This window comes from Paenibacillus sp. GCM10023250 (assembly GCF_042653205.1).
Lineage (GTDB): Bacteria > Bacillota > Bacilli > Paenibacillales > Paenibacillaceae > Paenibacillus_Z.
Genome location: NZ_JBHSHY010000063.1, coordinates 1 through 23,211 on the forward strand (window position 1 = coordinate 1; position 23,211 = coordinate 23,211).

The window sequence follows — 23,211 nt, forward strand, 5'->3', positions numbered from 1 at the left end:
CATCGCCGCCGGCCGCCGCGGCGCCGGGCCGCGCGCCCGCACCCGGTCGGGCGGCGGGCACAGCCGCCGTCGCGAGCCCGGCCGGCTCGTTCGCGCGCATCCGGACGGCGGCGATCTATCCCGGCGCGGAGACCGCGGGCATCGGCCGGCGCGGGTTCGAGGCGTTCATCGGCGGCCGCGGCAACGGCTGCCTGCGCGCCAAGGGCTACATGCCGTACGGCAAGGACGGCGCCATGATGCTGTTCCAGCTGGCGGGCAAGCGGATGGAATGGGCGCCGAGCACGTACGACGGCGCGCCGTACTTCGTCATGATCGGCATCGACCTCGACGAAGCCAAGATCAAGCAGGAATGGGAGCGGCTCGCGCGCAAGTAGCACGGTTTGCGCTGGCTTCGGGCGGCTCGCGCGCAAGCAGCACGTTCGCAGCGCCTCCGGAGCGGCTCGCGCGCAAGCAGTGCGGTCGCGGCGCCTCTGGAGCGGCTTGCGCGCAAGCAGCCCGGTCCGCAGCGCCTCCGGAACGGCTCGCGCACAAGCAGCGCGGTCCGCGGCGCCTCCGGAGCGGCTCGTGCGCAAGTAGCACGTTCGCGGCGCCTCCGGAGCGGCTCGCGCCGCCCGCTTCCCGTTCGTCGGATCTCGCACGCCGCGCACTCGTCCGTCACCCTTTCCGCCCGCTTAGGCCGTCTGTCGCCGGCGCCGCGCCGCCCTTGTCCGCCGCCCGCTTTCGCACCGCCCCCGCATCCCTCAAGGCCAGCCGCCGGCTGGCCTTTTCCGCCGTTCCCGGCCAGCCGCGCCGAATCAATTGCGCCTCCGGGGGAGGAAATCGCGGACGCGCATGGAACTAATTAAAAAAGCTCGCATCCAGACGCACGAAGGAAGGTATCGCAAGCCATGCCGGTCAATCTCGCTTATTTTCTGTTTTTCTACGCCTTCTTCTACATGGGCAACGCCGTTTACGGCACGTTCATCCCGCTCTACTTCCAGCATGTCGGCTTCACGCAGTCGCAAATCGGCACTTTGCTCGGCCTCGGTCCTCTCATTGCGATTCTCGCCCAGCCGATCTGGGGGCTGTTCAGCGACCGCGCGAAAACGAAAAACAGCATTCTGCTGCTGCTGCTCGCCTGCACCGGGCTGTCGGTGCTGCTCTATCCGCTGACGAACCAATTCGCGCTGCTGCTCGCGTTCATCTGCGTGTTCACGTTCTTCCAGTCGTCGATCTTCGCGCTCAGCGACGCGGTGACGCTGGAGGCGCTGGACAAGCGGGGACGGGGCAACTTCAGCCTCATCCGGCTCGGCGGCACGGTCGGATTCGCGATCATGTCGATCATCTTCGGGATCATCGCCGACAAGCGGATCGATCTCCTGTTCGGCGTCTACGCCGCGATCATCGCGATATGCTTCCTGCTCGCGATGCGGTTCCCGAGGATCGAAGGGCATCAGGCCGGGAACAAAAAAATGTCGGTGCGGGTGCTGTTCAAGAACCGCAAGCTGATGCTCTACATCGGCGCGAACTTCGTCTTCCAGGTCACCTTGGGCTATTACTATGCGTTCTTCCCGCTCTACTTCAAAGAAATGGGCGGCGACAGCGCCTGGCTCGGCTGGTCGATGGTCATCTCGTCCCTCAGCGAAGTGCCGTTCCTGCTGCTCTCAAGCCGCATCTTCCAGCGGATCCGGACATGGCATATCCTGCTCGGCGCCGGCGCGGCCGCGGCGCTGCGGTGGTACCTGTTCTCGGCGATCCACGATCCATTCTGGCTGCTGCCGTCCCAAGCGCTGCACGGCCTCATCTTCATCGTGCTGACCGTGACGCTGGCGAACGTCATCAACAAGGAAGTGCCGAGCGAGCTCAAGGCCAGCGGGCAGACGCTGAACGGGCTGCTTACCCTCGGGGTCGCGCGCATCATCGGCAGCCTGGTCGGGGGCGTCGCGAGCGAAGCCTACGGCATGCGCAGCGTGTTCCTGTACAATTCGGTGCTTACCGTCGTCTGCATCATCGTGTTCGCGGTCGTCTTCACGGTGCAGCAGAACAAAGAAGCCGGCCTGCTGAAGCGCGAAGCCAAGGCAGGCGGCTAAGGCTGACGCGGCATTCCGCCTTCCGCCTTCTGCTTCCGCATTCCGCTTCCGGATCGGCTGAGGCGCGCGAACAACCGCTGGTTGGACACGGGGCATTCCGCCGAAGACACGGCAAAAAACCTCCGTTCTCCCGCTTGGGCGTACGGAGGTTTTCGATTTCGGCCGGCTGCGCGCGGCATGCCTCAGCCTTTCAGCCGCCGGTACAGCACGTACGAATACGCGACAGGAATAAGTGACGTCGCGAGGATGGCCGCCACGAACAGGACGACCGGCGCCGTCCCTTCGAAGAATGCGGCGACGAGCGCGACGAGCCCGCCGATCATCATGAGCGGCCCGCCGATCCGGTGCGTCTTGCGCCACACTTCCTCGTTCGCGAGCGTCCACGGCGTGCGGATGCCGAACATGTAGTTGTGCCGCACCTGCGTCATGTAATTGCCCATGACGGCAAACAGCAAGCCGACGGCCGCCAGGATGATCTTCCGCATGTCGACGTCGTAGCCGAGGTTGTAGGCGACCATCGCCCAGCCTGCCGTGCCCAGCATCAGCGCAATGCCGAAGCGGCTCACCTCGAATGCCTTGCCGAAGCTTTGGAAATTCGCCCGCTTCGGATCGAGGCTCCGCCGGACGCGCAGCAGGAGCGGCACGAAGCCGAGCAGCAACAGCACGAGAATGGCCGCGCCCTTGCCCATCGTGCCGTTCACTTCGTTGCCCGGCCCGAAATGCGTCGCCATCGTGTCCGGAAGCCGGTTATACAGCAGCAGTGCGCCGATCGCCGGCGACAGCGCGATCAGCGCGTACAGCGCTTCGCGTTTATTTCTCATCGTCATCCCCCTTCCCTTCCTTCCCGAGAATGCCGAACATCCAGCCGATCACGTCCTCCACGACGGTCGTATGCAGCGAATACATGATGCTCTGGCCCCGCCGTTCGTCCAGCACGAGCCCCGCCTGCTTCAACAGGTTCAGATGGTGGGAAATGCTGGGCTTGCTGATATGGAAGTGGTCGGCCACTTCGCCGGCGCTCATGCTCCGGTCCCGCAGCAGCCGCAGGATTTGCCGCCGGGTCGGGTCGGCCAAGGCCTTGAACGCGTCGTTCACCGGATCGTCCTCCTTCGCGCTTCTTGCGCGCGTGAATCCCAGATAAGACCTGTACAGATAGGACCAGCAATTAAAGATTTAGAATATTATCTAAATATCTAATTTCATAATACCGTCCGCCGCCCGCCGCTGTCAACGGGCATTCGCCCGAACCGGAAGCGCGCGAATCCAAGAGCCGGCGGCACGCGCCAAAAAAAACGCGGCCCCCGTCGGACGGCGGGAGCCGCGGCTTTATAATTCCGTTCTTAGAAGCCGAAATACGCCTTCGCATTCGCATAGCTGACGCCCTGCACGAGCTCCCGCAGCAGCTCGGGATCGTCCGGCGCTTCGCCCTGCTCGACCCACTCGCCGACCAGGTTGCAGAAGATGCGGCGGAAATACTCGTGCCGCGTGTAGGACAGGAAGCTCCGGGAGTCCGTCAGCATGCCGACGAAGCGCGGCAGCAGTCCCATGTTGCCGAGCGATCGCAGCTGCGCCAGCATGCCATCCTTCGTGTCGTTGAACCACCAGGCGGAGCCGAGCTGGATCTTACCGGGGATGCCGCCGCCCTGGAAGCTGCCGATGAGCGCCGCCAGCACGTCGTTGTCCGTCGGGTTGATGGAGTACAGAATCGTGCGCGGCAGCCGGTCGTGCTCGTCCAGCCGGTCCAGCAGGCGCGCGAGCGGCACAGCCACCGGGCCGTCGCCGATGGAATCGAAGCCCGTGTCCGGCCCGAGCTCCGCGAAGCGCCGCGTATTGTTATTGCGGTGCGCGTTGATGTGGTACTGCATCGCCCAGCCCAGCTCCGCATAGAGCCGGCCCAGGAACAGCAGGGTATGCGTCTTGTACTTCCGCTCTTCCTCCGGTGTCACCCCTTCGCCGCCCAGCGCCTTCTCGTAGATCAGCGCCGCTTCCTCGTGCGTCGTCTCGGCCCACGGCACATAATCGAGCGCATGGTCGGACACGCGCCCGCCGACGGCATGGAAGTACCGCGCCCGCGACTCCAGCGCGTGCAGCAGGTCGTCGTAGGACGACAGCTTGCGCCCCGCCGACTCGCCGAGCTTCTCGAGGTACCCGAGGAACGCCGGCCGGTTGATCTCGAGCGCCTTGTCCGGCCGGAAGGAGGGCAGCACGCGGAATCCGAGCTTCGGCGCCTGCGCCGCGAGCAGGACGTGATGCTCCAGCGAATCCGCCGGATCGTCCGTCGTGCAGATGACCTCGACGCCCGCGCCGCGGATGAGATCCTGCACGGCGAAGCCGCCGCCCCGCAGCTTGGCGTTCGCCTTCTCCCAGATAATAGGGGCGTTCCGTTCGTTGATCAGCTCGTCGATGCCGAACAGGCGCCGCAGCTCCAGATGCGACCAGTGGTACAGCGGATTGCCGAGCGTCATCGGCACGGTGCGGGCATAGGCCAGGAACCGGTCGTAATCGCTGACGCCTTCGCCGCCGGTGATGTATTTCTCCTCCACGCCGTTCGCGCGCATCGCCCGCCACTTGTAATGATCGCCGTACAGCCAGACCTCCGTCAGATTGTCGTAGCGACGGTTCTCGTAGATCTCCTGCTGGCTCAGGTGGCAGTGGTAATCGATGATCGGCATGTCGGCCGCATAGTCGCGGTACAGCCGTTTGGCCGTTTCGGATTGCAGCAAAAAGTCATCGTCCATAAACGCTTTCATAAACAGGCGGACACCGTCCTTTATGAGGGATTCGTAACCAGCATAGCGCAACATTTGCGCGAAATCGCGGCTTTTCTTGCCAGATTCGTTCCACTTTCGCTTATCTTGCGCTACAATCGAGCTAACCAGATCGGAGGCGGAACCATGAAGCTCATCCCGGACAAGCCGTTCACGTACGGCGACGAAGACGGCGACTTCTATATTCAGCAGGTTCGCCGGACGAAGCCGTTCGGGCGGACGAATCACGATCATCCCACGTACGAAATCTACTATTTGGCCGCGGGCGAACGGGTCCACTTCCTCGACCGTCGGACCGTTCGGCTGACGGCCGGGGACCTCGTGCTCGTGAACAAGCACGTCGTCCATAACTCGTCGGATCTCGGCCCGCCGGAGCATGAGCGGATCGTCGTCAATTTCAGCGATGCCTTCCTCGGCGCGGACCACCCGCTTCACGATCCGGTGCTGCTCGCTCCGTTCGCGCGGCAGGCCGCCGTGTTGCGGCTGAGCGCCCAGGAACGCGCCTTCGCGGAGCAGCTGTTCGCCAAAATGGTCGCGGAGGCCGCGCACGAACGCACCGGCCGCGAGGTGTACCTCCGGCTGCTGCTCGCGGAGCTCCTGCTGCTCGCCGCCCGGCATCCCGCGGAGGAGCCGAAGGACGTGGCCGCCGCGCAAAGCCCGCTCCAGCGGAAGATCGCCGAGGTCGTCGCGCATGTGAACGCCTGCTATGAGACGAAGCTGACGCTAGCGGAGCTCGCCGGGCGGTTCTTCGTCAGCCCGTACTACCTGAGCCGTTCGTTTAAGGCGGTGACCGGCTTCACGCTCATCGAATACGTGAACCTGACGCGCATCCGCGAAGCCCGGCGGCTCCTTCGGGAGACGGACCTCAAGATCATCGCCGTCGCCGAACGGACCGGCTTCGAGAGCGCCGGCCATTTCGACCGCGTGTTCAAGAAACTGACGGGCGCGACGCCGCTCCTCTACCGGAAGCTGAACCGGCTGTAGGCCGGACGGACGATCAGACAGGCAGCAGCGCAATGTCAGATTAGATGACATTGGAACTAGCCAAGGCCTGCGGATTGCGCTATACTGCTTACAAAAGCCTAGCGAAAACGAGGTGCATCTTCCGTGAATCCGCGTCTGCTCGTCATCGTCAGCCTCTTCTTCATCGGCTACGGCATCATCGATATTCTGTTCGTGAACTACCTGCTCGGCGTGCTGCTGCTGCTGGTCGGCGCCTGGATGAATTTCAGCGCCTACAAGAAGCGCAAGGCCGCCCGGGCGGAGAAAGAATAACGCCCCGCGCCGCGGCGAGGCGGGTTCCCGGCAGTTCGGCCGGCGAAGCCGATCGGCCGGGCGCGTCCGTCCCGGCGCCCTCTCCGCGCACAGCAAGAAGCAGCCTCCGGCATGTGAACTGCCTCCCGATTGTTAGACACATCTAACAATTGGAAGTGCGGTTCAGCATGGAGGCTGCTTCTTTCGGTTTCGCGACTCCGCTCGCGACGCCAATGCCCGGGGCGGTGCCGCGGTTCACGCAAGCCGCCCCGCTAATCCTAGCCCGCTCTCACGCCGGCACCGACAAATGCCAGCAGACGCCCGCGGGATCGATCAGGTGCACCTCGCGTTTGCCCCACGGATAGGTCTTCGGCGCACTCGCCCGCATCGGATACGCGCCGCTTTGCTGCAGCGCGTCGATGCGCGCCCACCACGCGTCCAGATCGTCGACCGTCAGCTCCAGCATATAATTCTCTTGAAACGCTTGATCATGATAGTTCTGCAAGAAAAACTCCTGATCCCCGATCCGGTACACGGCCAGCGAATCGTCGCAGTACCCCTTCTCGAAGCCAAGCGCCTCGAAGAAGCGCTGCGCGAGCCCGAAGTCCGCGCCCGACGGCACGAACGGCCGCAGCTTGAACGCGCTCATGGCGCCACCTCCTCGCGGGACGCCCACAGGCCGGCGAACCAGTCGAACGCCAGCGTGCCCGATATCTCGTGATCGCCCTCGAAGCGGTCGTAGGCGAGCGCCGGCTCGGCGCCCAGCAGCGCATACGCCGCCTGCAATTGGCCGTACGCTTCGTCGACGGCGTGCAGCGGGAAGATCGGATCGCGCGAGCCCGCTTCGATCAGCAGCGGCCGCGGCGCGATCAGCGCGAGCAGGTCGGGCAGCTCCGCGAGCCGCGACAAGCCCGGCACGAAATTATCGATGCAGTGCGGAATGGCCAGAATGCTCGCCCGGAACGTATTGGCGTAGCCGCTGACGACCGCAGCCCCGATCCGCTCGTCGATCGCCGCCGCGAACGAGGCGACCAGCCCGCCGCCGGATATGCCCATGACGCCGATCCGCTCCGCGTCGACGTCCCCGCGCGCCAGGACGTAGTCCAAGCACCGCAGCGTCTCGTATACGCGGTGGCCGGCCAGCGTCTGTCCCAGCACGAGCAGGTTCGTGGACAGCCGGTGGCAGGAGTCGCCCCGGCCGGCGTCCTCGGCGAGCTTGCGGTCGCCGAAGCCGAGCAGCTCGGGCACGACGACGAGATGGCCGCGGCGGACGAGCTCGACCGCGAAATTCTTCTGATAGCCGGGGTCCCCGGCCTTCGGAGTGCCGTCGGGATTCAGCCCGACGAGGTCGCGGCTGCCGTAGCCGTGGCCGTGCAGCGCGATGACCGCCCCCCGCTCCCGGCGGTACGCCTTCGGCTTCAGCACGTACATCGGCATCGCGAGCTTGCCGTACGTCGAGATGCCGATCCGCTCGCGCGTATAGTCGCCGCAATCCGCGGCTTCAAGCACGACCGGCGCCGGTTCGCGCCGGTTCGCCGGCTCGGCTAGCAGCTCCGCGAACTTGGCGCGCAGCCGTGCCTGCCACGCCCGCCATTCCTCCGTCGTCCGGGCGCCGAACGCCTCGGCCGGACGGACTTCGTCCAGCAATTGCTTCAAATATTCATCCGGATTCCACATGTCCCGTTTCCTCCTCCACCTGCCTTTGTAAACGCTTATCATGCACACTGAACCATGTTCGCCTCCGGCCGCCGATCTCCTTCTGCCCGTCAAAAAAAGACTCGCCCCAGGCGCTTTTGCGCGCCCGGACGAGCCCTTTTAATCCTATCCTATTCCGATTCTATTTCCTATTCACTCGATCCTATCCTATTCTCTCTATCCTATCCTACTCTCTATCCATCCTATTCATTTCTCTCTCTATCCTATCTGTATCCTATCCTGTTCCAGCCCGATTCAATCCGAAAACCGCTTACTTCACCGTCTTGTTGTATGTGTCGATCTTCTCCGTGATCGCTTTCGCCGCGTCGTCGAGCGCCTTCTGCGGATCCTTCTGGCCGCCGAACGCTTCCTCGATCGCGCTCTCCACCGTCTGGCGCGCTTCCGGGAATACGCCCATGACCGCGCCTTGCGTCGCCGGGATCAGCTTCGTGGCGTGCAGCTGGTCAACGGCCGTTTGGAACTGCGGGTAGGCCGCCATGTTGTCCTTGACGATCTGCTCGTCGTACGCCTTCTTCGTGATCGGGAAGTAGCCAGTGTTGATGTGCCATTTCGCTTGCGTGTCCGGCTGCGCCAGGAATTTAATGAACTCCCAAGCGGCCTTTTGCTCGTCGGCCGGCTTGTTGTTCATGATCCACAGGCTCGCGCCGCCGACGACGACGCCGCCTTCCGTCGTGCCGTCCGGCTTCGGCAGGAACGACGTGCCGACTTCGAACTTGCCTTTCGCGCCGTCGACGATGCCGCGCAGCGAGGCCGTGGAGTCCAGCGTCATGCCGATTTGGCCCGCCAGGAACGCCTTCTTCGTGTCGTCCGACTTGCGGCCGAGGTTCAGCGCGACCTTGCTGTCGATCAGGTCCTTCCACCAGGTCAGCGTCTTCACGCCCGCTTCGCCCGCCACGAGCGATTCCGTCGCCGCGTCCGTACGGCCGTTGCCGTTGTTGACGTATTCCGCCCCTTGGTTCGCGAAGAATTGCTCCATGAACCAGCCGTAGATGGCGAACGAAGCGCCCGTCTTGCCTTCTTTCGTCAGCGCTTTGGCGGCGTTCTTCACTTCTTCGTACGTCTTCGGCGGATTCTCCGGGTCGAGTCCGGCCGCTTTGAACATGTCCTTGTTGTAGTAGAGGATCGGGTTCGACGTGTTGAACGGCATCGAGTACAGTTTGTTGTTGAACGTATAGTAACCGAGGATGTTCTCTTCCAAGTTCGACACGTCGTAGTTATCCGCGTCGATGAAGTCTTGGACCGGCGTGATGGCTTTCGAGTCGACCATGAATTTGGAGCCGATTTCGTAGACTTGGATGAGCGACGGACCCGACTTGGAATCGAGGGACGCCTTCATCTTGTTCAGGCTGTCGTCGTACGTGCCTTGGTAGACGGCTTCGACCTGGATGTCGGGATGCGATGCGTTGAAATCGGACACGAGCTGGTTGACCGCGTCGCCGAGCTCGCCGCTCATGGAATGCCACCACACGACCTTGACCGGTTTCTTCTGCTGGTTCGCCGATGCGTTCGCTTGGCCGTCCGTGCCGGCCGCGGCATTCGCGTTCGTTTGGCTCGCTGCGTTCGTCTGGTTCGCCGCATTGGCGTTATTGCCGGCATCGTTGCTGCCGCAGGCGGCCAGCATGGCCATCAGGCCAGCCATCGCCAGCGGGACCCCCGCTTGTTTCCATGCTTTCATTTCTCGTTTCTCACTCCCGTAGTTGGCTTTTATATGGATGCACGTCCGAAGACGATTCCCCCGATGAACGACATGATGAGGCGGGCAGCCTCAGCCTTTGACGGCGCCGGCGGTCAAGCCGCGCACGAGCTGCTTCAAGCCCAGCACGAGCAAGAGCAGCGACGGCAGCAGCACGAGCGTGACGCCCGCGAGCACCAGGTTCCACACGGTGACTTCCTGGAACTGCAGCATGCTGATGCCGATCTGCACCGTCCGCTTCGCGTCGCTGTTCGTGATCAGCAGCGGCCACAGGTACATGTTCCACGCGCCGAGGAAGGCGTAGACCGACAGAGAGGCCAGCGCCGGGCGCGACAGCGGCAGCACGACGGTCAGAAAATGCCGGACGTGGCCGCAGCCGTCGATCCGCGCCGCCTCGAACAGCTCGCGGGGCAGCTGCATGAAGAACTGCCGCAGCAGAAACACGCCGAAGCCGGACGCGACAAAGGGGATGATCAGCCCCTGGTACGTATCGAGCCAGCCCCAGGATTTGACCGTAAGGTAGTTCGGAATGATCGTCACTTCCCACGGAATCATCATCGTCGAGACGAAGGCCGGGAACCAGAACGCCCGGCCGCGGAACGCCACGTAGACGAACGCGTACGCCGCCATGCTGGCGGTCAGGACTTGTCCGATCATGACGAGCACCGAGATGCCGAAGCTGTTCAGCAGGAACGTGTCGATCGGCACGAGCTCCAGCACCTTCCGGAAGCTGCCGAGGTACGGATGGGACGGGAACATTTTCGGCGGATATTGCGCCGATTCGTCCGGCGTCATGAACGAAGCGAGCACGGTATATACGACGGGATACGCCACCGCGATGGCGGAGACGATCAAGATTGCGTACTGCGCCAGGCGGCGAAGCATCCGGGAAGCCGGCATCATCGTCGTCAATGGTAGTGCACCTTCCTCTCGAAGCGGAATTGAAGGAACGTCAGCAGCATGATGATGGCGAAGAGCACCAGCGACATCGCGCTGCCCGTGCCGAATTGGTAGTTGATGAACGCTTCCTTGTAGATCGAGTAGACGAACACCTCCGTCGAGCCTGCCGGGCCGCCCTTGGTCAGAATGTTCATTTGGCCGAAGGATTGGAACGCGCTCATCACGGACACGACGGACAGGAAGAACAGCGTCGGCGACACGAGCGGCATGATGATCTGGAAGAACGTGCGGAACGGCCCGGATCCGTCGATGCGCGCGCTATCGAATATATCGTCGGCGATGCCCTGCAGGCCGCTCAGCAGCACGATGTACTGGAAGCCGGAATTCATCCACACGGTCATGATCGAGACGGAGACGAGCGCCCAGGCCGGATCGGTCAGCCACTGCACGGGCGATAGTCCGGCTTTCGTCAGAAAGTAGTTCAGCGTGCCGGTCGTCGGATGGAACAGCATCATCCAGATGACGGAGGACGTGCTGACCGAGAGCGCCACCGGCAGGGAGAAGATGAACCGGAACGTCCGCATGCCGCGCAACTTGCCGAAGGTCAGCGCCGCCAGCAGCAAGGCGAGCAGGAGCCCGGTCGGCACCGTCAGCAGCGTGAATTTCAGCGTGACGAGCAGGCTGTTCCAGAAGGCATCCGACCGGAACAGCTTGCCGAAATTATCGAGTCCGACGAAGGCGGCCACCCGGCCGCGCGGATCCGTCAGGAAGAAGCTCAAGTACACCGATTTCAGGAGCGGATAAAACAAAAAGATCGCGAACAGCACCAGCGACGGCGCGATGAACAGATAGCCGACCGCGTTTTCTTTCGCGATGGCCGAGAACAGGCGCCCCGCCCGGTGCGTCCGGACGTCCTGGCGCGCGGCCGCAAGGCCCGCTTCCGTCGAATTCATCAACCATCCACCCTCTCAACTGTATGTCTCCTACGCAGGATAAGCCCCCCGTATTAGAGCGGTGTTTTCCGAATTTGAAGAATTTGTAATCTATTTCCGCCGCAAACGAAATATGGCAACTAAAATGAAAACGTTCATGAAAACTTGAACGATAGGCTTTCATGGCAGCCGCATTGAGACGCTAAACCGGAAAAAAACGACGAAAAAAAGCAGCCGGCCTAAGGCCAGCTGCTTTTCAAGTAAGGTGAGGATCGCAATCCCTTAATAGCATAATTCAATTTTTCTCGAATCTATTCGTTCAAGCTTCCACGCGGTAGGCGGCCTTCAGGTCCGCCAATCCCTTGGCGGCGACCTCCGTCGCCGTCAGTCCGCCGAAGTCGGCGATGAACAGCTCCAGCGACAGGAAGCCGCGGTAGCCCGCGTCGTACAGCAGCCGCGCGAGATCAGCCGTCGGCGCGACGCCCTCGCCCGGGAATACGCGGTCCGCGTCCGTAATCGTCTCGCGCGGCGGCTCGGCCGGGTAGTCGTTGACGTGGTAAATGCCGATCCGGCTGCCGGCGAGCCGCTTCAGATCGTCGAGGCTGCTGCCGCCCGTGTACATGTGGAACGGGTCGAGGAGCAGCTTGGCGCCCGCCTCGCCGCTCGCTTCGGCCACCTCGATCGCCTGGTCGAGCCGGAACAGCGCGCGGGCGCGGCCCCAGAACTCCAGGTACACGTCAATGCCGATCTCGCGGCCGAGCGCGGACAAGCGGGCATAGTGGCGCGCCATGTCGGCCGGCGGCACGTCCGCCACGTCGCCGAACGGCGGCGCCGCCACGGCGACGCAGCCGATCTCGGCCAGCATGCGCATCTCGCGCTCGGCCTGGGCGAAGCCTTCCTCCCGGACCGCTTCGTCGCGGTCGGCCCATTTGAAGAACGCGATGGCGTTCGCGAAGACGATGCCGGCGCGTTCCAGGCAGGCGCGAAGCTCGGTGGCCGTGCCGCCGTTTTGCAAGTAGGCTTCAATGTCCTTCACCCATAATTCGATGCCCTCGTAGCCGGCCTCGGCCGCGATGCGCACCTGTTCCGTCACGTCCAGCTTGAACGGAAACAGTGTCGAAGCGTTAAGCGATGCTTTAAATGGAAACACGATGCTCTTCTCCTCCTCTAGCTAATCGGCGATGCTTCCGCGAACGGCACGGGCAGCGCCCGGCCGTCCCGGCTGCTCTGCAGCGCCAGCTCGATCAATTGAATGGCCAGCCTCGCTTCCTCCGGCTTCACTTCCAGCTCCGCCTGACCGTTGATATGCTCCATTACGTTGCGGTAGTAGTCCATGTAGGATCCGGCGATCGTCTCGACGACGCCTTCTACGCGCAGCCCGCCGACGGCCGTGTTCAGCTTGCCCCACTGCTCGCGCGGCTCCTTGCCCCAGCCCCGGACCGCCGACGGCTGCGCGCCGCCGATGAGCGCCCGCTCCTGCGGGTCGATGCCGTATTTGACGAACGCGCCCTTCGTGCCGTACAGCGCGTAGCGCGGCAGCGGCTCGCGGATGAACTTGGACGATTTCAGGCGCAGCTTGAACCCGCTGTCGTACTGCAGCACGACGTCGAAATAATCGTGCGCCGTCGCGTTCGCCCGCTGGATCCGAATGTCGCCCGCGATCGAAGACGGCGTGCCGAACAGGCGCAGCGCCTGATCCATCAGATGGACGCCGAGGTCGTAAAACACGCCCGTGCCCGGCTCGCCGCCCTCGCGCCAGTTCGTCGAGCGCAGCACGGGATCGAAGCCGTCCCAGCGGAACTCGGCTTCCATCAGCTCGCCGAGCAGCTCCTGGCGCAGCAGTTCGCGCAGCGTTAGGAAGTCGCCGTCGAAGCGGCGGTTATGGAAGACCGACAGCACCTTGCCCTGCTCCCGGGCTAGCCGGATCAGCTCGTCCGCCTCCTGCGACGTCGGCGTGAACGGCTTCTCGACGACGACGTGCTTGCCGGCGAGCAGCGCGTCCCGGACGAACGTGAAATGATCCGTGCTCGGCGTCGTTACGACCACGAGGTCGATGGCGTCGTCCGCGTACAGGTCGGCTACGTCGTGGACGACTTCCACCCATGGGTAGCGCGCCTTGGACTTGGCGCTGCGGCGCTCGACGACCTTCGTCAGCTCCAGGCCAGGCACGGACGTGATGACCGGCGCGTGGAAGACGCTGCCGGCAAAGCCGTAGCCGATCAAGCCGACGCGTACGGCTTCGCTCATGGCGCGACGACCCCCATCCCCGTCAGATTGCGGTAGCTGATCGCGATGCTCTCGAACGCCGGCCGGCGGCAGGCGTCCTGCTCCACGACGAGCCACTCCGTGCCGATCTCCTCCGCCGCCTTCAGAATCTCGGCGAAATTCAGGACGCCCTCGCCCACTTCCGCGAAGAACCGCTCTTCGCCCGGCTCCATGTCCTTCACGTGCAGCACCGGGCAGCGGCCCTTCAGCTTGCGCATGAATTGCGCGGGGTCCTCGCCGCCCTTCTTCGCCCAGTACACGTCCAGCTCCAGCTTGACGAGCTCGGGATCGGTCGCCGCCAGCAAAATATCAAGCGCCGACTCGCCGTCGAACTTCTGGAACTCCCAGTCGTGGTTATGGTACAGGAACTGCACGCCGCGCGCCTTCAACGCCGCGCCGGCGGCGTTGAACTGCTTCGCCGCTTCCAGCACGGCTTCGCGCGAATCGAAGCGGTACGACATCGCCACGTACTTGGCACCGAACAGCGCCAAGAAATCGGTCAGCTCGTCCAGCCCGTTCGTCAGCTGCTCCAGGCCGGCATGGCAGCCCATGACCTGCAGACCGATACGGTCGAAATGCGCCTTCATCTCGTCGATCGTAATGCCTTCCGGCGGCAGCCCCGCTTCCACAGCCCGGTAGCCGATCTCGGCCACCTTCGTGTAGCTGCCGAGGAAATCTCGTTTCAGTTCTTCGCGAATCGTGTAGGGCTGCAGCGCAATCGGAAATTTCATGACTCTCGCAACCTTTCGGATTGGAATGGGAACTATGGGAACCTCAATGTGGGGTACACGCTTCCGATGTGGTGAATGCTGCATTTCCCGACCTCCGTCGGGAAACGCAAACCATTCACCTTAGTCCAACACCCCGTATTTCAAATGCAGCGGAAGCGCCGCCGGGCGTTCGCTGCGCGGCTCGACCGGGATCCGGCGGCCTTCCTTGGACGAAGCCAGAATCGCGAGCTGCAGGTCCAGCACGTCGCTGGCGAGCGCACCGCTCGCGCGGTGCGGACGGCCCGCGCGGATGGCGTACGCCATGTCGGCGATGCCGATGCCGCGGCTGTTCTCCGCGAAGCCGTGCGAATACGGGAACGTCCGCGTCTCGCCGTTGCGCTGTCGGATCGTGACGTCGCCGTTGAACGCGTTCGGGTCCGGCACGATCAGGATGCCCTCCGTGCCGTAAATCTCCATCCGCGGCGTATAGCCGAAGCTCTCCTTGGCAGCCTGCAGCGTCGCCGTGACACCGTTGTCAAAATCGATCAGCGCGCTCGCGTGCATCGGTGCGCCGATCGTCACCGTTTCGCCGAACCGCGGCGAGCGCGGATTGGTGACGGTATGCTCCTGCTTCACCTGGCCGACGGAGCCGAAGACGCTGCGCGCCGGGCCGAGCAAGTGAATGAAAGCGGTTAAATAATAGGGCGTCATATCGAACAGCGGGTCCCACCCGAACTGCAGGTAGTTATGAAAATTCGGATGCATGCCGTCGTACGCGTTGCCCATGAGAATCAAGCCGCTGGCCGCGTAAGGCGTGCCGATCCAGCCGTCGTCGATGATCTTCCGGCTCGTCTGCAAGCCCGCGCCCAGGAACGTGTCCGGCGCGCAGCCGACGCGCAGCCCCTTCTCTTCGGCCAGCGCCAATACGCGGTCCGCGTCCTCGCGGTTCAGCGCGAACGGCTTCTCCGTGTACGCATGCTTGCCCGCGTTCAAGATCTGCAGGTTCACGTCGGCGTGTACCTGCGGCGCCGTCAAATTGACGACGATCTCGATCTCCGGATCATCCAGCAGCTCCTGTACCGTGCAGGCTTTCGGGACGCCGAATTCCTCCGCGCGCTTGCGCGCCATCTCCGGCACCAGGTCCGCGACCGCGGCGACCTCGAGGTTGCCGAACGTTTTCGTGCAGTTTTCCAGATAGATGCCGCTGATGACGCCGCAGCCGATGACGCCGATTTTCGTCTTCTGCATTACACTCACCTTCCATCTGCGTATTCGTATTACCTATTCCGCCTTTGTTCGCTATTTCCTCCCCGCGGCGCGAAAGTCTTTTGGCGAAACGGCAAACCAAAAGAGCCGCCCCGCAGATGGGGCAGCCCCGCCGGTTCGCGCTGCCAATGGCTGCGGCTCCGTTCGCTGCCTTTACTAATACAGCTCCGTTTCTACAATTAAGTGCACTCTACTTCCTTCTGGCCCTGTAGATTCCCCATACGAGCAGGAGCCCCCCTATGCCAGTATCCATGTTATTCCGCATTCTCCCGCTGCGGCTTCATCGCCTGAATCACTGCCGATTGAATATAGTCCGCCAGGTTCGCGCCCGGTACCCAGTCTTGGATGAACGCCCGCGACTCGTCCTTCGGTTCGACCGCGATCGCCGAAAAGCCGCTTGCTTGAAGCATCCGCTCGACTTCGGCGACCGTGGAGGCGCCCGCCACGCAGCTCGCGAGCGCATCGCGGTCGCTTCTGACGGCTTCCGGCAGCTCCGCCGTCATCACGACATCCGATACCGCGAGTCTTCCGCCCGGCTTTAACGTCCGGTAGGCTTCATGGAACACCTGCTGCTTGTCGGGCGACAAATTAATGACGCAATTCGACAGGATCACGTCGACGGACGCATCCGCGATCGGCAAATGCTCGATCTCGCCCAGCCGGAATTCCACGTTGGCGTAATCGTGCGTCTGCGCGTTCTTCCGGGCGCGGCTGATCATTTCCGGCGTCATGTCCACGCCGTATACCCTGCCGCGCTCCCCGACCTGCTTGGCAGCCAGGAAACAATCGAAGCCGGCGCCGCTGCCCAGATCGAGCACGGTTTCGCCGGGCCGGAGCATGGCGATCGCCTGCGGATTGCCGCAGCCCAAGCCAAGGTTGGCGCCTTCCGGTACGGCGGACAGCTCATCGCGGGAATACCCTAATCGGGCGGACACGTCGTCGGCGGTCCCGCAGCAGCCCGACGTCGCGGACGGGGTGCAGCAGGCGGACGCCGGCCGGCTTTCGAGGGCAATTTGACGATAACGGCTGCGGACATGGTGACGTACGTCATCCTGTTCAACCTGGCTCATGATTCATCGCTCCTTGTTCATCAAATTAATTTGATTTAAACGACAAAACAACCACTTGAACCAACCCTAACCTAACAACAACCGTCATTGGCGGCCTGCGCGTCCGCTTGGCGAAAGACGCAGCACAGCTCCGGCGACAGCAGGCGGTTCATCTCGGCATGATTGAGCGCGTAGTAGCTCCAGGTGCCTTTGATCTCGCGCGTAATCAGCCCGGCATCGAGCAGAATCTTGAGGTGGTACGACAATTTGGACTGCGGCATGTCGACGATGTCCGTCAAATCGCACACGCATACGCAGCCCTTGCGGGTAAGCTCGAATAAGATGCGGAGCCGTTTCCGGTCCGCCAGCGCCTTGAACCGGGCTTCATAATCGGCGAAGTCGGCCGTATCGCCGCCCGCGGCGTTAACCGGTATCGGTTTGAGCATGTTCGGTCCCCTTCCGTTGCGGCAGACTGACCGGCATCGCATGCGTAAGAAGCAGCGGCGCCGTTTCATCAACTTTTCTTGATGAACCAACCATAGCATAGGATGGAAATATCTTCAAGACCAAATTAAAGCGGAAAGTCATCGCTCGCATATAAGTGTTTACTTATATGGCCAGGCATGTATAATTCAAGTTGACCAAAAAAACGCCGCGCTGAAAGGAGTGTCGCCTCCTTGCCATCCATCGAAGCCGTCGCCGCGTCTCTCAAATTGCTTGCCGATCCCACCAGGCTCGCCATCCTGGCGCTGCTCCGGCACCGGGAATTGTGCGTCTGCGACATCGTCGAGGCGCTGGACAAGACGCAGCCGAACGTCAGCCAGCATTTGAAGAAGCTGAGAACCGGCGGGCTCATCCGCGAGGAACGCCGGAGCCCATGGATGTACTATTCCTTGAACGTGGAAGACAAACCGCATGTGAAACACGTCATCGATCAACTTCCTTCCCAGGAGGATCGAATCCTTGCCTTGCGCTCGCAAGGCTGCTGTTAAATTGTCGGGAGGCTATATGCTGGCACTAGCGTCGATCATTTTTATCGTTACCCTCGTCTTCGTCATCTGGCAGCCCAAGGGGCTGAACATCGGATGGTCCGCCTGCGGCGGGGCGGTCATCGCCCTCCTGTGCGGCGTCGTGGACGTCCATGATGTCTGGACCGTCACGCAAATCGTCTGGAACGCGACACTGACGTTCGTCGCCGTTATCTTAATCTCGCTTATTCTCGACGAGGCCGGGTTCTTCGAATGGGCGGCGCTGCACATGGCCAGATCCGCCAAAGGGAACGGCAAGCGCATGTTCGTCTACGTCGTCCTGCTCGGAGCGGCGGTCTCGGCGTTCTTCGCCAACGACGGGGCGGCGCTCATCCTGACGCCGATCGTGCTGGCCATGGTCCGCGCGCTGAAGTTCGATGAGCGGCTGATCCTCCCTTTCGTCATGGCCAGCGGATTCATCTCGGATACGGCGTCGCCCCCGTTCGTCATCAGCAACCTCGTGAATATCGTGTCAGCCGACTACTTCGGGATCGGCTTCGCCGAATACGCCGGCAAAATGATCGTGCCGACGCTGTTTTCCGTTGCCGCCAGCCTGCTGATGCTGTTCCAGCTGTACGGACGCCGAATTCCGGCTAGCTACGAGCTGACGCAGCTCAGACCGCCGAGAGAAGCCATCAAGGACATGCGGTTGTTCAAGGCGTCGTGGATCATCTTGTCCGTGCTGTTGATCGCTTATCTGTCAAGCGAATGGATCGGCGTCCCGGTCTGTCTGATCGCGGGCGCCGCGGCGGCCGTCTTCCTGCAGCTCGCCCGCCGGAGCCACGTCATTCACACCCGGAAGCTCGTCCGAGAAGCGCCGTGGGCCGTCGTCGCGTTCTCCATCGGGATGTACGTCGTCGTCTACGGTCTCCGCAACGTCGGCTTGACGGACGAGCTTGGCAAGCTGTTCGACTGGGCCGGCGAACAAGGGCTGTTCGCGGCAACGATCGCCTCCGGGTTCGCGGCGGCCATCCTCTCCTCGATCATGAACAATTTGCCGACCGTCATGATCGACGCGCTCGCCATCGAAGGCACCCATACGACGGGTATCCTGCGCGAAGCCTTAATCTATGCGAATGTCATCGGCTCCGACTTAGGCCCGAAAATCACGCCCATCGGCTCGCTTGCGACCTTGCTTTGGCTGCACGTGCTGTCCGGCAAAGGCGTGAAGATCACTTGGGGCGCTTATTTCAAAACCGGGATCGTGCTGACGCTTCCCGTACTCTTCATTACGTTGGCCGGACTCTGCCTCTGGCTGAAGCTCGTCGGGTAACCGGCCCGCACATACACTAGCAAAGGGGAACAATCAACATGAGCAGTAAACCGCTTGTTTATTTTCTGTGCACCGGCAATTCCTGCCGCAGCCAGATGGCCGATGGGTTTCTGAATGCGCTCGCGGGGGAGCAGTACGAGGTGAAGTGCGCCGGTCTGGAAGCGCACGGGCTGAATCCGCGCGCCGTTCAAGTCATGAAGGAAGCCGGCATCGACATCGCCGGCAACAGCTCCGACGTCATCGATGCCGGCACGTTGAACCGCGCGGCCTATGTCATTACCTTGTGCGGGCACGCCGACGAGCATTGTCCCGTCATCGCGAACCCGGATGTCGTCAAATGGCATTGGGGCTTCGAAGACCCGGCGAAAGCAACGGGGACGGAAGACGATATCATGGCACAGTTCCGGAATGTCCGCGACGCCATCAAAGCGCGGATCGCGCGATTCGCGGCCGAAGGGCGGTAACCTGCCGCCGCCGGTTCATACACCGGCTGTTGAAATCATAGCGATCAAACGGAGCCGAATCGGCTCCTTTTTTTGCGTCGGTTGGAGAGGTCGAACGCCCCTTATCTTTGGAACTTGTCCGTTGCGAAAGTAGTTGAACGAATCTACTCTCAACGCGAGGATTCCGAGGTGCAAAAAAATACGAGACAGATAATAAGTGTATTCCAATGGTCTAATATAGAGCTTAATTCGCCATGCGTCGACGGATCCTTCGGCAACGGAGATCACCCAACTATCTTTACGTACGGATAATTCCTGCATCCCCTAGGCCGTTGGAGGTAGTGGCGGCTCAGTATTTACGATTTGCTGCTGTTGCTGTTGCAGCTGCTGATCCGGATTATCTTGCTGAGATTGTTGTTGCGCTGTAGTAACCGGAGGGGTTGGCTCCCCGGTAGGTGGAGGAGGCGGAGATGACCCGACGTTTACAACTTGCTGTTGCTGCTGCTGCTGCTGCGCATCAATTTGATCTTGCATCTGCTGGAGTTGCTGCTGCTGCTGCTGGAGTTGTTGCTGCTGCTGTTGAATATGTGTTTGCACGAGCGTAAATAATTGCAGCTGGGTCTGTTGTTGTACTTGCTCGAAGCTTTGAATTTGGGCTTGCACTTGCCGCTGAGACTCCACTTGGTCTTGGACCTGTGCATTCAATTGAGCTTGCAGCTGCGCCTGAAACTGCATTTGGGCTTGTAATTGCGCCTGTAATTGAGCCTGCGCCTGCTGGATCGACTGCAGAATGGCTAATTGAATTGTCGTGCCGAGACTACCACTCGCAATATTTCGACTCGCACCGTTTCGATGCCCCTTATTTTTGCCGGGTTTCACTGCGCAACTCGCCATATACAACAGATGCCCCCCTTCGTTATATGAAATGGATCTCCAATTATTAGTATGATGTTATGTTAATTCGGACATGGCGAATGGTAGGGGACTTTCGCGTAATTTCGGAGACAACGCCTGCGCAACCGCATGTGCAAGACATGTGAGGATATCGTGGGGTAAAAACAAAAACGCGGCCTCAAAAAGGCCCCGTTTTCCTTGTATCGAGTAAACTCGTTCAATCGTTAATTGATCGACCAGGGAATGGGGGTGACCTTATTGTGCTCCCAGTCTTCTCTGATCACGGCATAGCCAACGGAGTCAAATAATTGTCCGGCTTGCCTCCAAGATTTACGATGATACGCCTCCAACACGAACAACGATTTCGCAAACAGAGCCCGCATTGCCACGTTATCCACTCTGGTATGTCCTTCGATACGGAATGCTTCAGGAAATTCAGCGAACACGTACGAGATCATCCACCGTAAAGCCTGAAGGCCAACACCTTTTCCCCGATGCGCGCGGTGGATTCTTAAATCGAACGTCACGATAGAATCGGAAACATCGAAAAAGCGGATCAACCCGATTTTCTGCTCCTCGCCTTCGCTAATGATCCAGAACGTTCGGGTATTCGCATGGTGATAGGCGCCATTCTCATAAGCGTTTCGAACATCCGATTCGGCAGGGTGCTCCACTCCATGATAAGGCCAGCTATCTGATGTGAGGAACTGTATGAGCTCCTCAACCTCCTGTTTAACCGGTGTAAAAGATACGTTCACGATTATTCCTCCCGTAAAGCCATGAAGCGGCTAGCAATGCCCGTCCGGAGACGGCCCCGGCCACCTTTACGGCAGCCGATCGTCTGACTGGCTGTCGTTACGTTGTATTAAGCTATCGTTCTCCTTACTTCAACATCTTTTTATCCGCCAGTATAGTAAATTCCCAAGGGATATTTTCATTCTTCCATCCACGATGCTCATCAAACCTTCGCAATCTGAACCCTGATGAAACGATCGAATTAATAATATCGCTCAACGTGTACAATCGAATGGAGACATCGGGGAAATCTTCCTGTTCATCTATATCAAATGCGCCTTTATACGCCACATCTCCACTTTTTAATTCTGTATCAAAATAATTCACTTCGCCGTGTGATGAGATACATCTCCCTAAGGGATGAAAATCACTTAAAACCAAATTTCCACCGTCATTTAATAAGGCGTAAAGAATATTCATGAACTTTTCCAAATCACTGAAATAGTGTAATATCCCTCCCTCCAAATATAGTAAGTCAAAATCACCTCCGTACTCCTTCAGGTCAATATCATATATGTCTGTGACGATGTATTCGAGTGTGATATTTGCGCTTGCAGCCAGCTCTAAAGCATACTTTCTGTTTTCCTCAGAGATATCGAATACGGTCACCTCTGCTCCTAACAGAGCTAACGGAACTGCTTTTCTTCCATTTGAACCGCAAAGGTTAGCAACCCTTTTACCTCGAACATGTTCAAAAAGGTTCTTATGCTTTTTAAGTGAGGCAAGTGGATTTTCTAAAATCTGTCGTGCCTTTTCCTCAGGAGAACCATCTCGTTTATTCCAAAATTCATAAGCACGATACTCCCAAGCTTTTTTATTGATTTTACTTTGTTCATGCATTTCGTTTTTCCCCTCCCTTTTATTGCATGTATCAACCATACAATACCACATATTGGAACTACTCAGATCGTTAGCATCATTCGTGTGAAAACTAAATCGTACAGAGGGAGTAGAATAGGCTGCCGATCGTTGCCGGCAGCCCTATTAGTTGCGGTATAGTGTCCCTCAATCGGCTACTACGAATAAATCTCAACGTCACAACGTCCTACATTGTAGGTTACTTCTTTCTGCTCTGTCCAAAAAATCTGTAACCTAATGATGATGGCGTTTGAACGATGACTTTCTGCCTTTCCGTTAGCAAATCCAAAAGCTCTTGAGACCTGTTGAACGGTGCCCATGAAATCATCGCCGGTGAATATTTATAGAGCAAGGATCTCCGTTCGTGCGCCGCTTGCCAAGCAAATGTACCGTGTGTTAACGCTTCCGTGAAAATGAGCACGTCTCCGGCTTGTTGTGGAATATGGACAACAGGCCCGATTTCCGAATAATTTATATATTCAGTTGGTGTTCTGTAATTCGATTTATGGCTGCCGGGAATACAACAAAAACCACCGTCCTCCGGACCTATATCCGTAAGGGCATAGGAAACGACCGTCAGTCCGCTATACATTTTCCCATCTTGAAATGTATAATATTGACCCGGGTCATATGGAACTCCTCCCCCGTGAAGTCCAAGCGGGGGCGCTCCCTTTTGATGAATAATCGAATATTCATGATCCAGACGATATTCCTCACCCAGAATTTCAGTTAGATACGGTTCTGTTTTAGGATCGTCAATCAGATCTCGGAATGCTTGTTCTTCCCAAAGCATGAAGCTTTTGCGCTCCTCTGGCGCTAGGTCTGCTTTCTCATCGATAGCCTTGTTTAGTTTGGTTAGCTGCTCCGTGGTCAAGACATCTTTAATGACAATAAAACCTTGCAAATCAAATAAATATTTTTCTTTTTCATTCATACTATCCTGCCTCCTCCGTATCTTTTCATTCGATATTCACAACCGGCATGCGACCCATCGTCATGTTACGAACCTGCTGCCTCCTTAAAAAAGTAGTTTTCTTCAACTCACCCCAAATACTAGCAAAAACCATTAGTCGTAATACCAAGAAGCGTGTCGGCAGGCAATATTTCATACCAATAAAAGACCCGTTGTCAGTTAAACAAAAGATACTTCGAGAGAAATCCCTGTTGCGCAATCCTCCCTCTATGGAGAATCACTTTTCTCTTAAATACTCTCGGTTTCTTAGATTTTGACCGAGTGTTCTTCTTCGCAGGTAACAGACCATTGGAATGAAGTTGTAGATGAAGAAATTTATGGGGCT

The 23,211-nt window shown here is 59.8% G+C and carries 25 protein-coding genes; 7 read left to right on the forward strand and 18 right to left on the reverse strand.

Translation table 11 applies throughout. From position 1 onward, the window contains the following. Positions 1 to 374 (forward strand): GTP-binding protein (locus tag ACFPB1_RS25935; protein ID WP_379229104.1); only part of this gene is annotated, 374 nt, incomplete at its 5' end. Positions 375 to 887: 513 nt separating this feature from the next. Next, a complete protein-coding gene (locus ACFPB1_RS25940) occupies positions 888 to 2,069 on the forward strand; it encodes an MFS transporter (RefSeq protein WP_379229105.1) in 1,182 nt (393 codons plus the stop codon). 182 nt (positions 2,070 to 2,251) lie between these two features. On the opposite strand, the gene ACFPB1_RS25945 is transcribed toward ACFPB1_RS25940, so the two are convergent. The 3 genes from ACFPB1_RS25945 to uxaC form a co-directional block, all read right to left on the reverse strand. Then, a complete protein-coding gene (locus ACFPB1_RS25945; protein ID WP_379229106.1) occupies positions 2,252 to 2,890 on the reverse strand; it encodes an SdpI family protein in 639 nt (212 codons plus the stop codon). Further along, positions 2,880 to 3,164: an autorepressor SdpR family transcription factor gene (locus tag ACFPB1_RS25950; protein WP_379229107.1), complete on the reverse strand. Its 285-nt coding sequence runs from the start codon at positions 3,162 to 3,164 to the stop codon at positions 2,880 to 2,882. Before ACFPB1_RS25950 ends, ACFPB1_RS25945 begins: the two co-directional genes overlap by 11 nt. 245 nt (positions 3,165 to 3,409) lie before the next feature. Beyond that, positions 3,410 to 4,819 (reverse strand): glucuronate isomerase, encoded by a 1,410-nt coding sequence (gene uxaC / locus ACFPB1_RS25955; RefSeq protein ID WP_379229108.1) that lies wholly within the window; start codon positions 4,817 to 4,819, stop codon positions 3,410 to 3,412. A 144-nt stretch (positions 4,820 to 4,963) separates the two neighbouring features. Between uxaC and ACFPB1_RS25960 the strand changes: the two genes are divergently transcribed. Then, a complete protein-coding gene (locus ACFPB1_RS25960) occupies positions 4,964 to 5,821 on the forward strand; it encodes a helix-turn-helix transcriptional regulator (protein ID WP_379229109.1) in 858 nt (285 codons plus the stop codon). A 123-nt stretch (positions 5,822 to 5,944) separates the two neighbouring features. Beyond that, a complete protein-coding gene (locus ACFPB1_RS25965; protein WP_379229110.1) occupies positions 5,945 to 6,112 on the forward strand; it encodes a hypothetical protein in 168 nt (55 codons plus the stop codon). Positions 6,113 to 6,380: 268 nt separating this feature from the next. Here ACFPB1_RS25965 and ACFPB1_RS25970 read toward each other — a convergent pair whose 3' ends face one another. The 11 genes from ACFPB1_RS25970 to ACFPB1_RS26020 all read right to left on the reverse strand — a co-directional run bounded on the left by ACFPB1_RS25970 (position 6,381) and on the right by ACFPB1_RS26020 (position 17,068). Beyond that, positions 6,381 to 6,740 (reverse strand): hypothetical protein, encoded by a 360-nt coding sequence (locus ACFPB1_RS25970; RefSeq protein WP_379229111.1) that lies wholly within the window; start codon positions 6,738 to 6,740, stop codon positions 6,381 to 6,383. Then, the gene (locus ACFPB1_RS25975; RefSeq protein ID WP_379229112.1) at positions 6,737 to 7,768 is read right to left on the reverse strand and encodes an alpha/beta hydrolase family protein; all 1,032 of its coding nucleotides are present in this window, start codon (positions 7,766 to 7,768) and stop codon (positions 6,737 to 6,739) included. The genes ACFPB1_RS25970 and ACFPB1_RS25975 overlap by 4 nt, the downstream gene beginning before the upstream one ends. Before the next feature lie 289 nt (positions 7,769 to 8,057). After that, positions 8,058 to 9,482 carry an ABC transporter substrate-binding protein gene (locus ACFPB1_RS25980; RefSeq protein WP_379229114.1) on the reverse strand — a complete coding sequence of 475 codons (1,425 nt, stop codon included), beginning with the start codon at positions 9,480 to 9,482 and terminating at the stop codon, positions 8,058 to 8,060. 90 nt (positions 9,483 to 9,572) lie between these two features. Then, entirely contained in the window at positions 9,573 to 10,403 is an 831-nt protein-coding gene (locus ACFPB1_RS25985; RefSeq protein ID WP_379229131.1) for a carbohydrate ABC transporter permease, read from the reverse strand. Between the two features lie 5 nt (positions 10,404 to 10,408). Continuing rightward, positions 10,409 to 11,353, reverse strand: a complete 945-nt coding sequence (locus ACFPB1_RS25990; RefSeq protein ID WP_379229115.1) for a carbohydrate ABC transporter permease — start codon at positions 11,351 to 11,353, stop codon at positions 10,409 to 10,411. A 298-nt stretch (positions 11,354 to 11,651) separates the two neighbouring features. Next, on the reverse strand, positions 11,652 to 12,482 hold the full coding sequence (locus tag ACFPB1_RS25995; protein ID WP_379229116.1) for a sugar phosphate isomerase/epimerase family protein: 831 nt from the start codon (positions 12,480 to 12,482) through the stop codon (positions 11,652 to 11,654). 17 nt (positions 12,483 to 12,499) lie between these two features. After that, complete coding sequence (locus ACFPB1_RS26000; protein ID WP_379229118.1) at positions 12,500 to 13,579, reverse strand: oxidoreductase; 1,080 nt, start codon at positions 13,577 to 13,579, stop codon at positions 12,500 to 12,502. After that, complete coding sequence (locus tag ACFPB1_RS26005) at positions 13,576 to 14,328, reverse strand: sugar phosphate isomerase/epimerase family protein (protein WP_379229119.1); 753 nt, start codon at positions 14,326 to 14,328, stop codon at positions 13,576 to 13,578. Before ACFPB1_RS26005 ends, ACFPB1_RS26000 begins: the two co-directional genes overlap by 4 nt. A gap of 120 nt (positions 14,329 to 14,448) precedes the next feature. Next, complete coding sequence (locus ACFPB1_RS26010; protein WP_379229120.1) at positions 14,449 to 15,555, reverse strand: Gfo/Idh/MocA family protein; 1,107 nt, start codon at positions 15,553 to 15,555, stop codon at positions 14,449 to 14,451. A 272-nt stretch (positions 15,556 to 15,827) separates the two neighbouring features. Continuing rightward, complete coding sequence (locus tag ACFPB1_RS26015; protein WP_379229121.1) at positions 15,828 to 16,643, reverse strand: arsenite methyltransferase; 816 nt, start codon at positions 16,641 to 16,643, stop codon at positions 15,828 to 15,830. 71 nt (positions 16,644 to 16,714) lie between these two features. Next, the gene (locus tag ACFPB1_RS26020) at positions 16,715 to 17,068 is read right to left on the reverse strand and encodes an ArsR/SmtB family transcription factor (protein ID WP_379229122.1); all 354 of its coding nucleotides are present in this window, start codon (positions 17,066 to 17,068) and stop codon (positions 16,715 to 16,717) included. A gap of 231 nt (positions 17,069 to 17,299) precedes the next feature. Here ACFPB1_RS26020 and ACFPB1_RS26025 point away from each other — a divergent pair, with 231 nt between their 5' ends. Genes ACFPB1_RS26025 through arsC form a run of 3 tightly spaced genes read left to right on the forward strand, consistent with a single transcriptional unit; the run spans position 17,300 to position 19,387 of the window. Next, positions 17,300 to 17,614 (forward strand): ArsR/SmtB family transcription factor, encoded by a 315-nt coding sequence (locus tag ACFPB1_RS26025; RefSeq protein WP_379229123.1) that lies wholly within the window; start codon positions 17,300 to 17,302, stop codon positions 17,612 to 17,614. A 16-nt stretch (positions 17,615 to 17,630) separates the two neighbouring features. Continuing rightward, entirely contained in the window at positions 17,631 to 18,923 is a 1,293-nt protein-coding gene (locus ACFPB1_RS26030; RefSeq protein WP_379229124.1) for an arsenic transporter, read from the forward strand. 38 nt (positions 18,924 to 18,961) lie between these two features. After that, positions 18,962 to 19,387: an arsenate reductase (thioredoxin) gene (gene arsC / locus ACFPB1_RS26035; RefSeq protein WP_379229125.1), complete on the forward strand. Its 426-nt coding sequence runs from the start codon at positions 18,962 to 18,964 to the stop codon at positions 19,385 to 19,387. Positions 19,388 to 19,690: 303 nt separating this feature from the next. On the opposite strand, the gene ACFPB1_RS26040 is transcribed toward arsC, so the two are convergent. From ACFPB1_RS26040 to ACFPB1_RS26055, 4 genes are all read right to left on the reverse strand, one after another. Next, positions 19,691 to 20,266, reverse strand: coding sequence for a hypothetical protein (locus tag ACFPB1_RS26040; protein ID WP_379229126.1), 576 nt, complete (start codon positions 20,264 to 20,266; stop codon positions 19,691 to 19,693). A 218-nt stretch (positions 20,267 to 20,484) separates the two neighbouring features. Continuing rightward, positions 20,485 to 21,018 (reverse strand): GNAT family N-acetyltransferase, encoded by a 534-nt coding sequence (locus ACFPB1_RS26045; protein ID WP_379229128.1) that lies wholly within the window; start codon positions 21,016 to 21,018, stop codon positions 20,485 to 20,487. A 124-nt stretch (positions 21,019 to 21,142) separates the two neighbouring features. After that, on the reverse strand, positions 21,143 to 21,895 hold the full coding sequence (locus ACFPB1_RS26050; RefSeq protein ID WP_379229129.1) for a class I SAM-dependent methyltransferase: 753 nt from the start codon (positions 21,893 to 21,895) through the stop codon (positions 21,143 to 21,145). A gap of 217 nt (positions 21,896 to 22,112) precedes the next feature. Next, on the reverse strand, positions 22,113 to 22,847 hold the full coding sequence (locus ACFPB1_RS26055) for a phytanoyl-CoA dioxygenase family protein (RefSeq protein ID WP_379229130.1): 735 nt from the start codon (positions 22,845 to 22,847) through the stop codon (positions 22,113 to 22,115). Positions 22,848 to 23,211 lie beyond the last annotated feature (364 nt).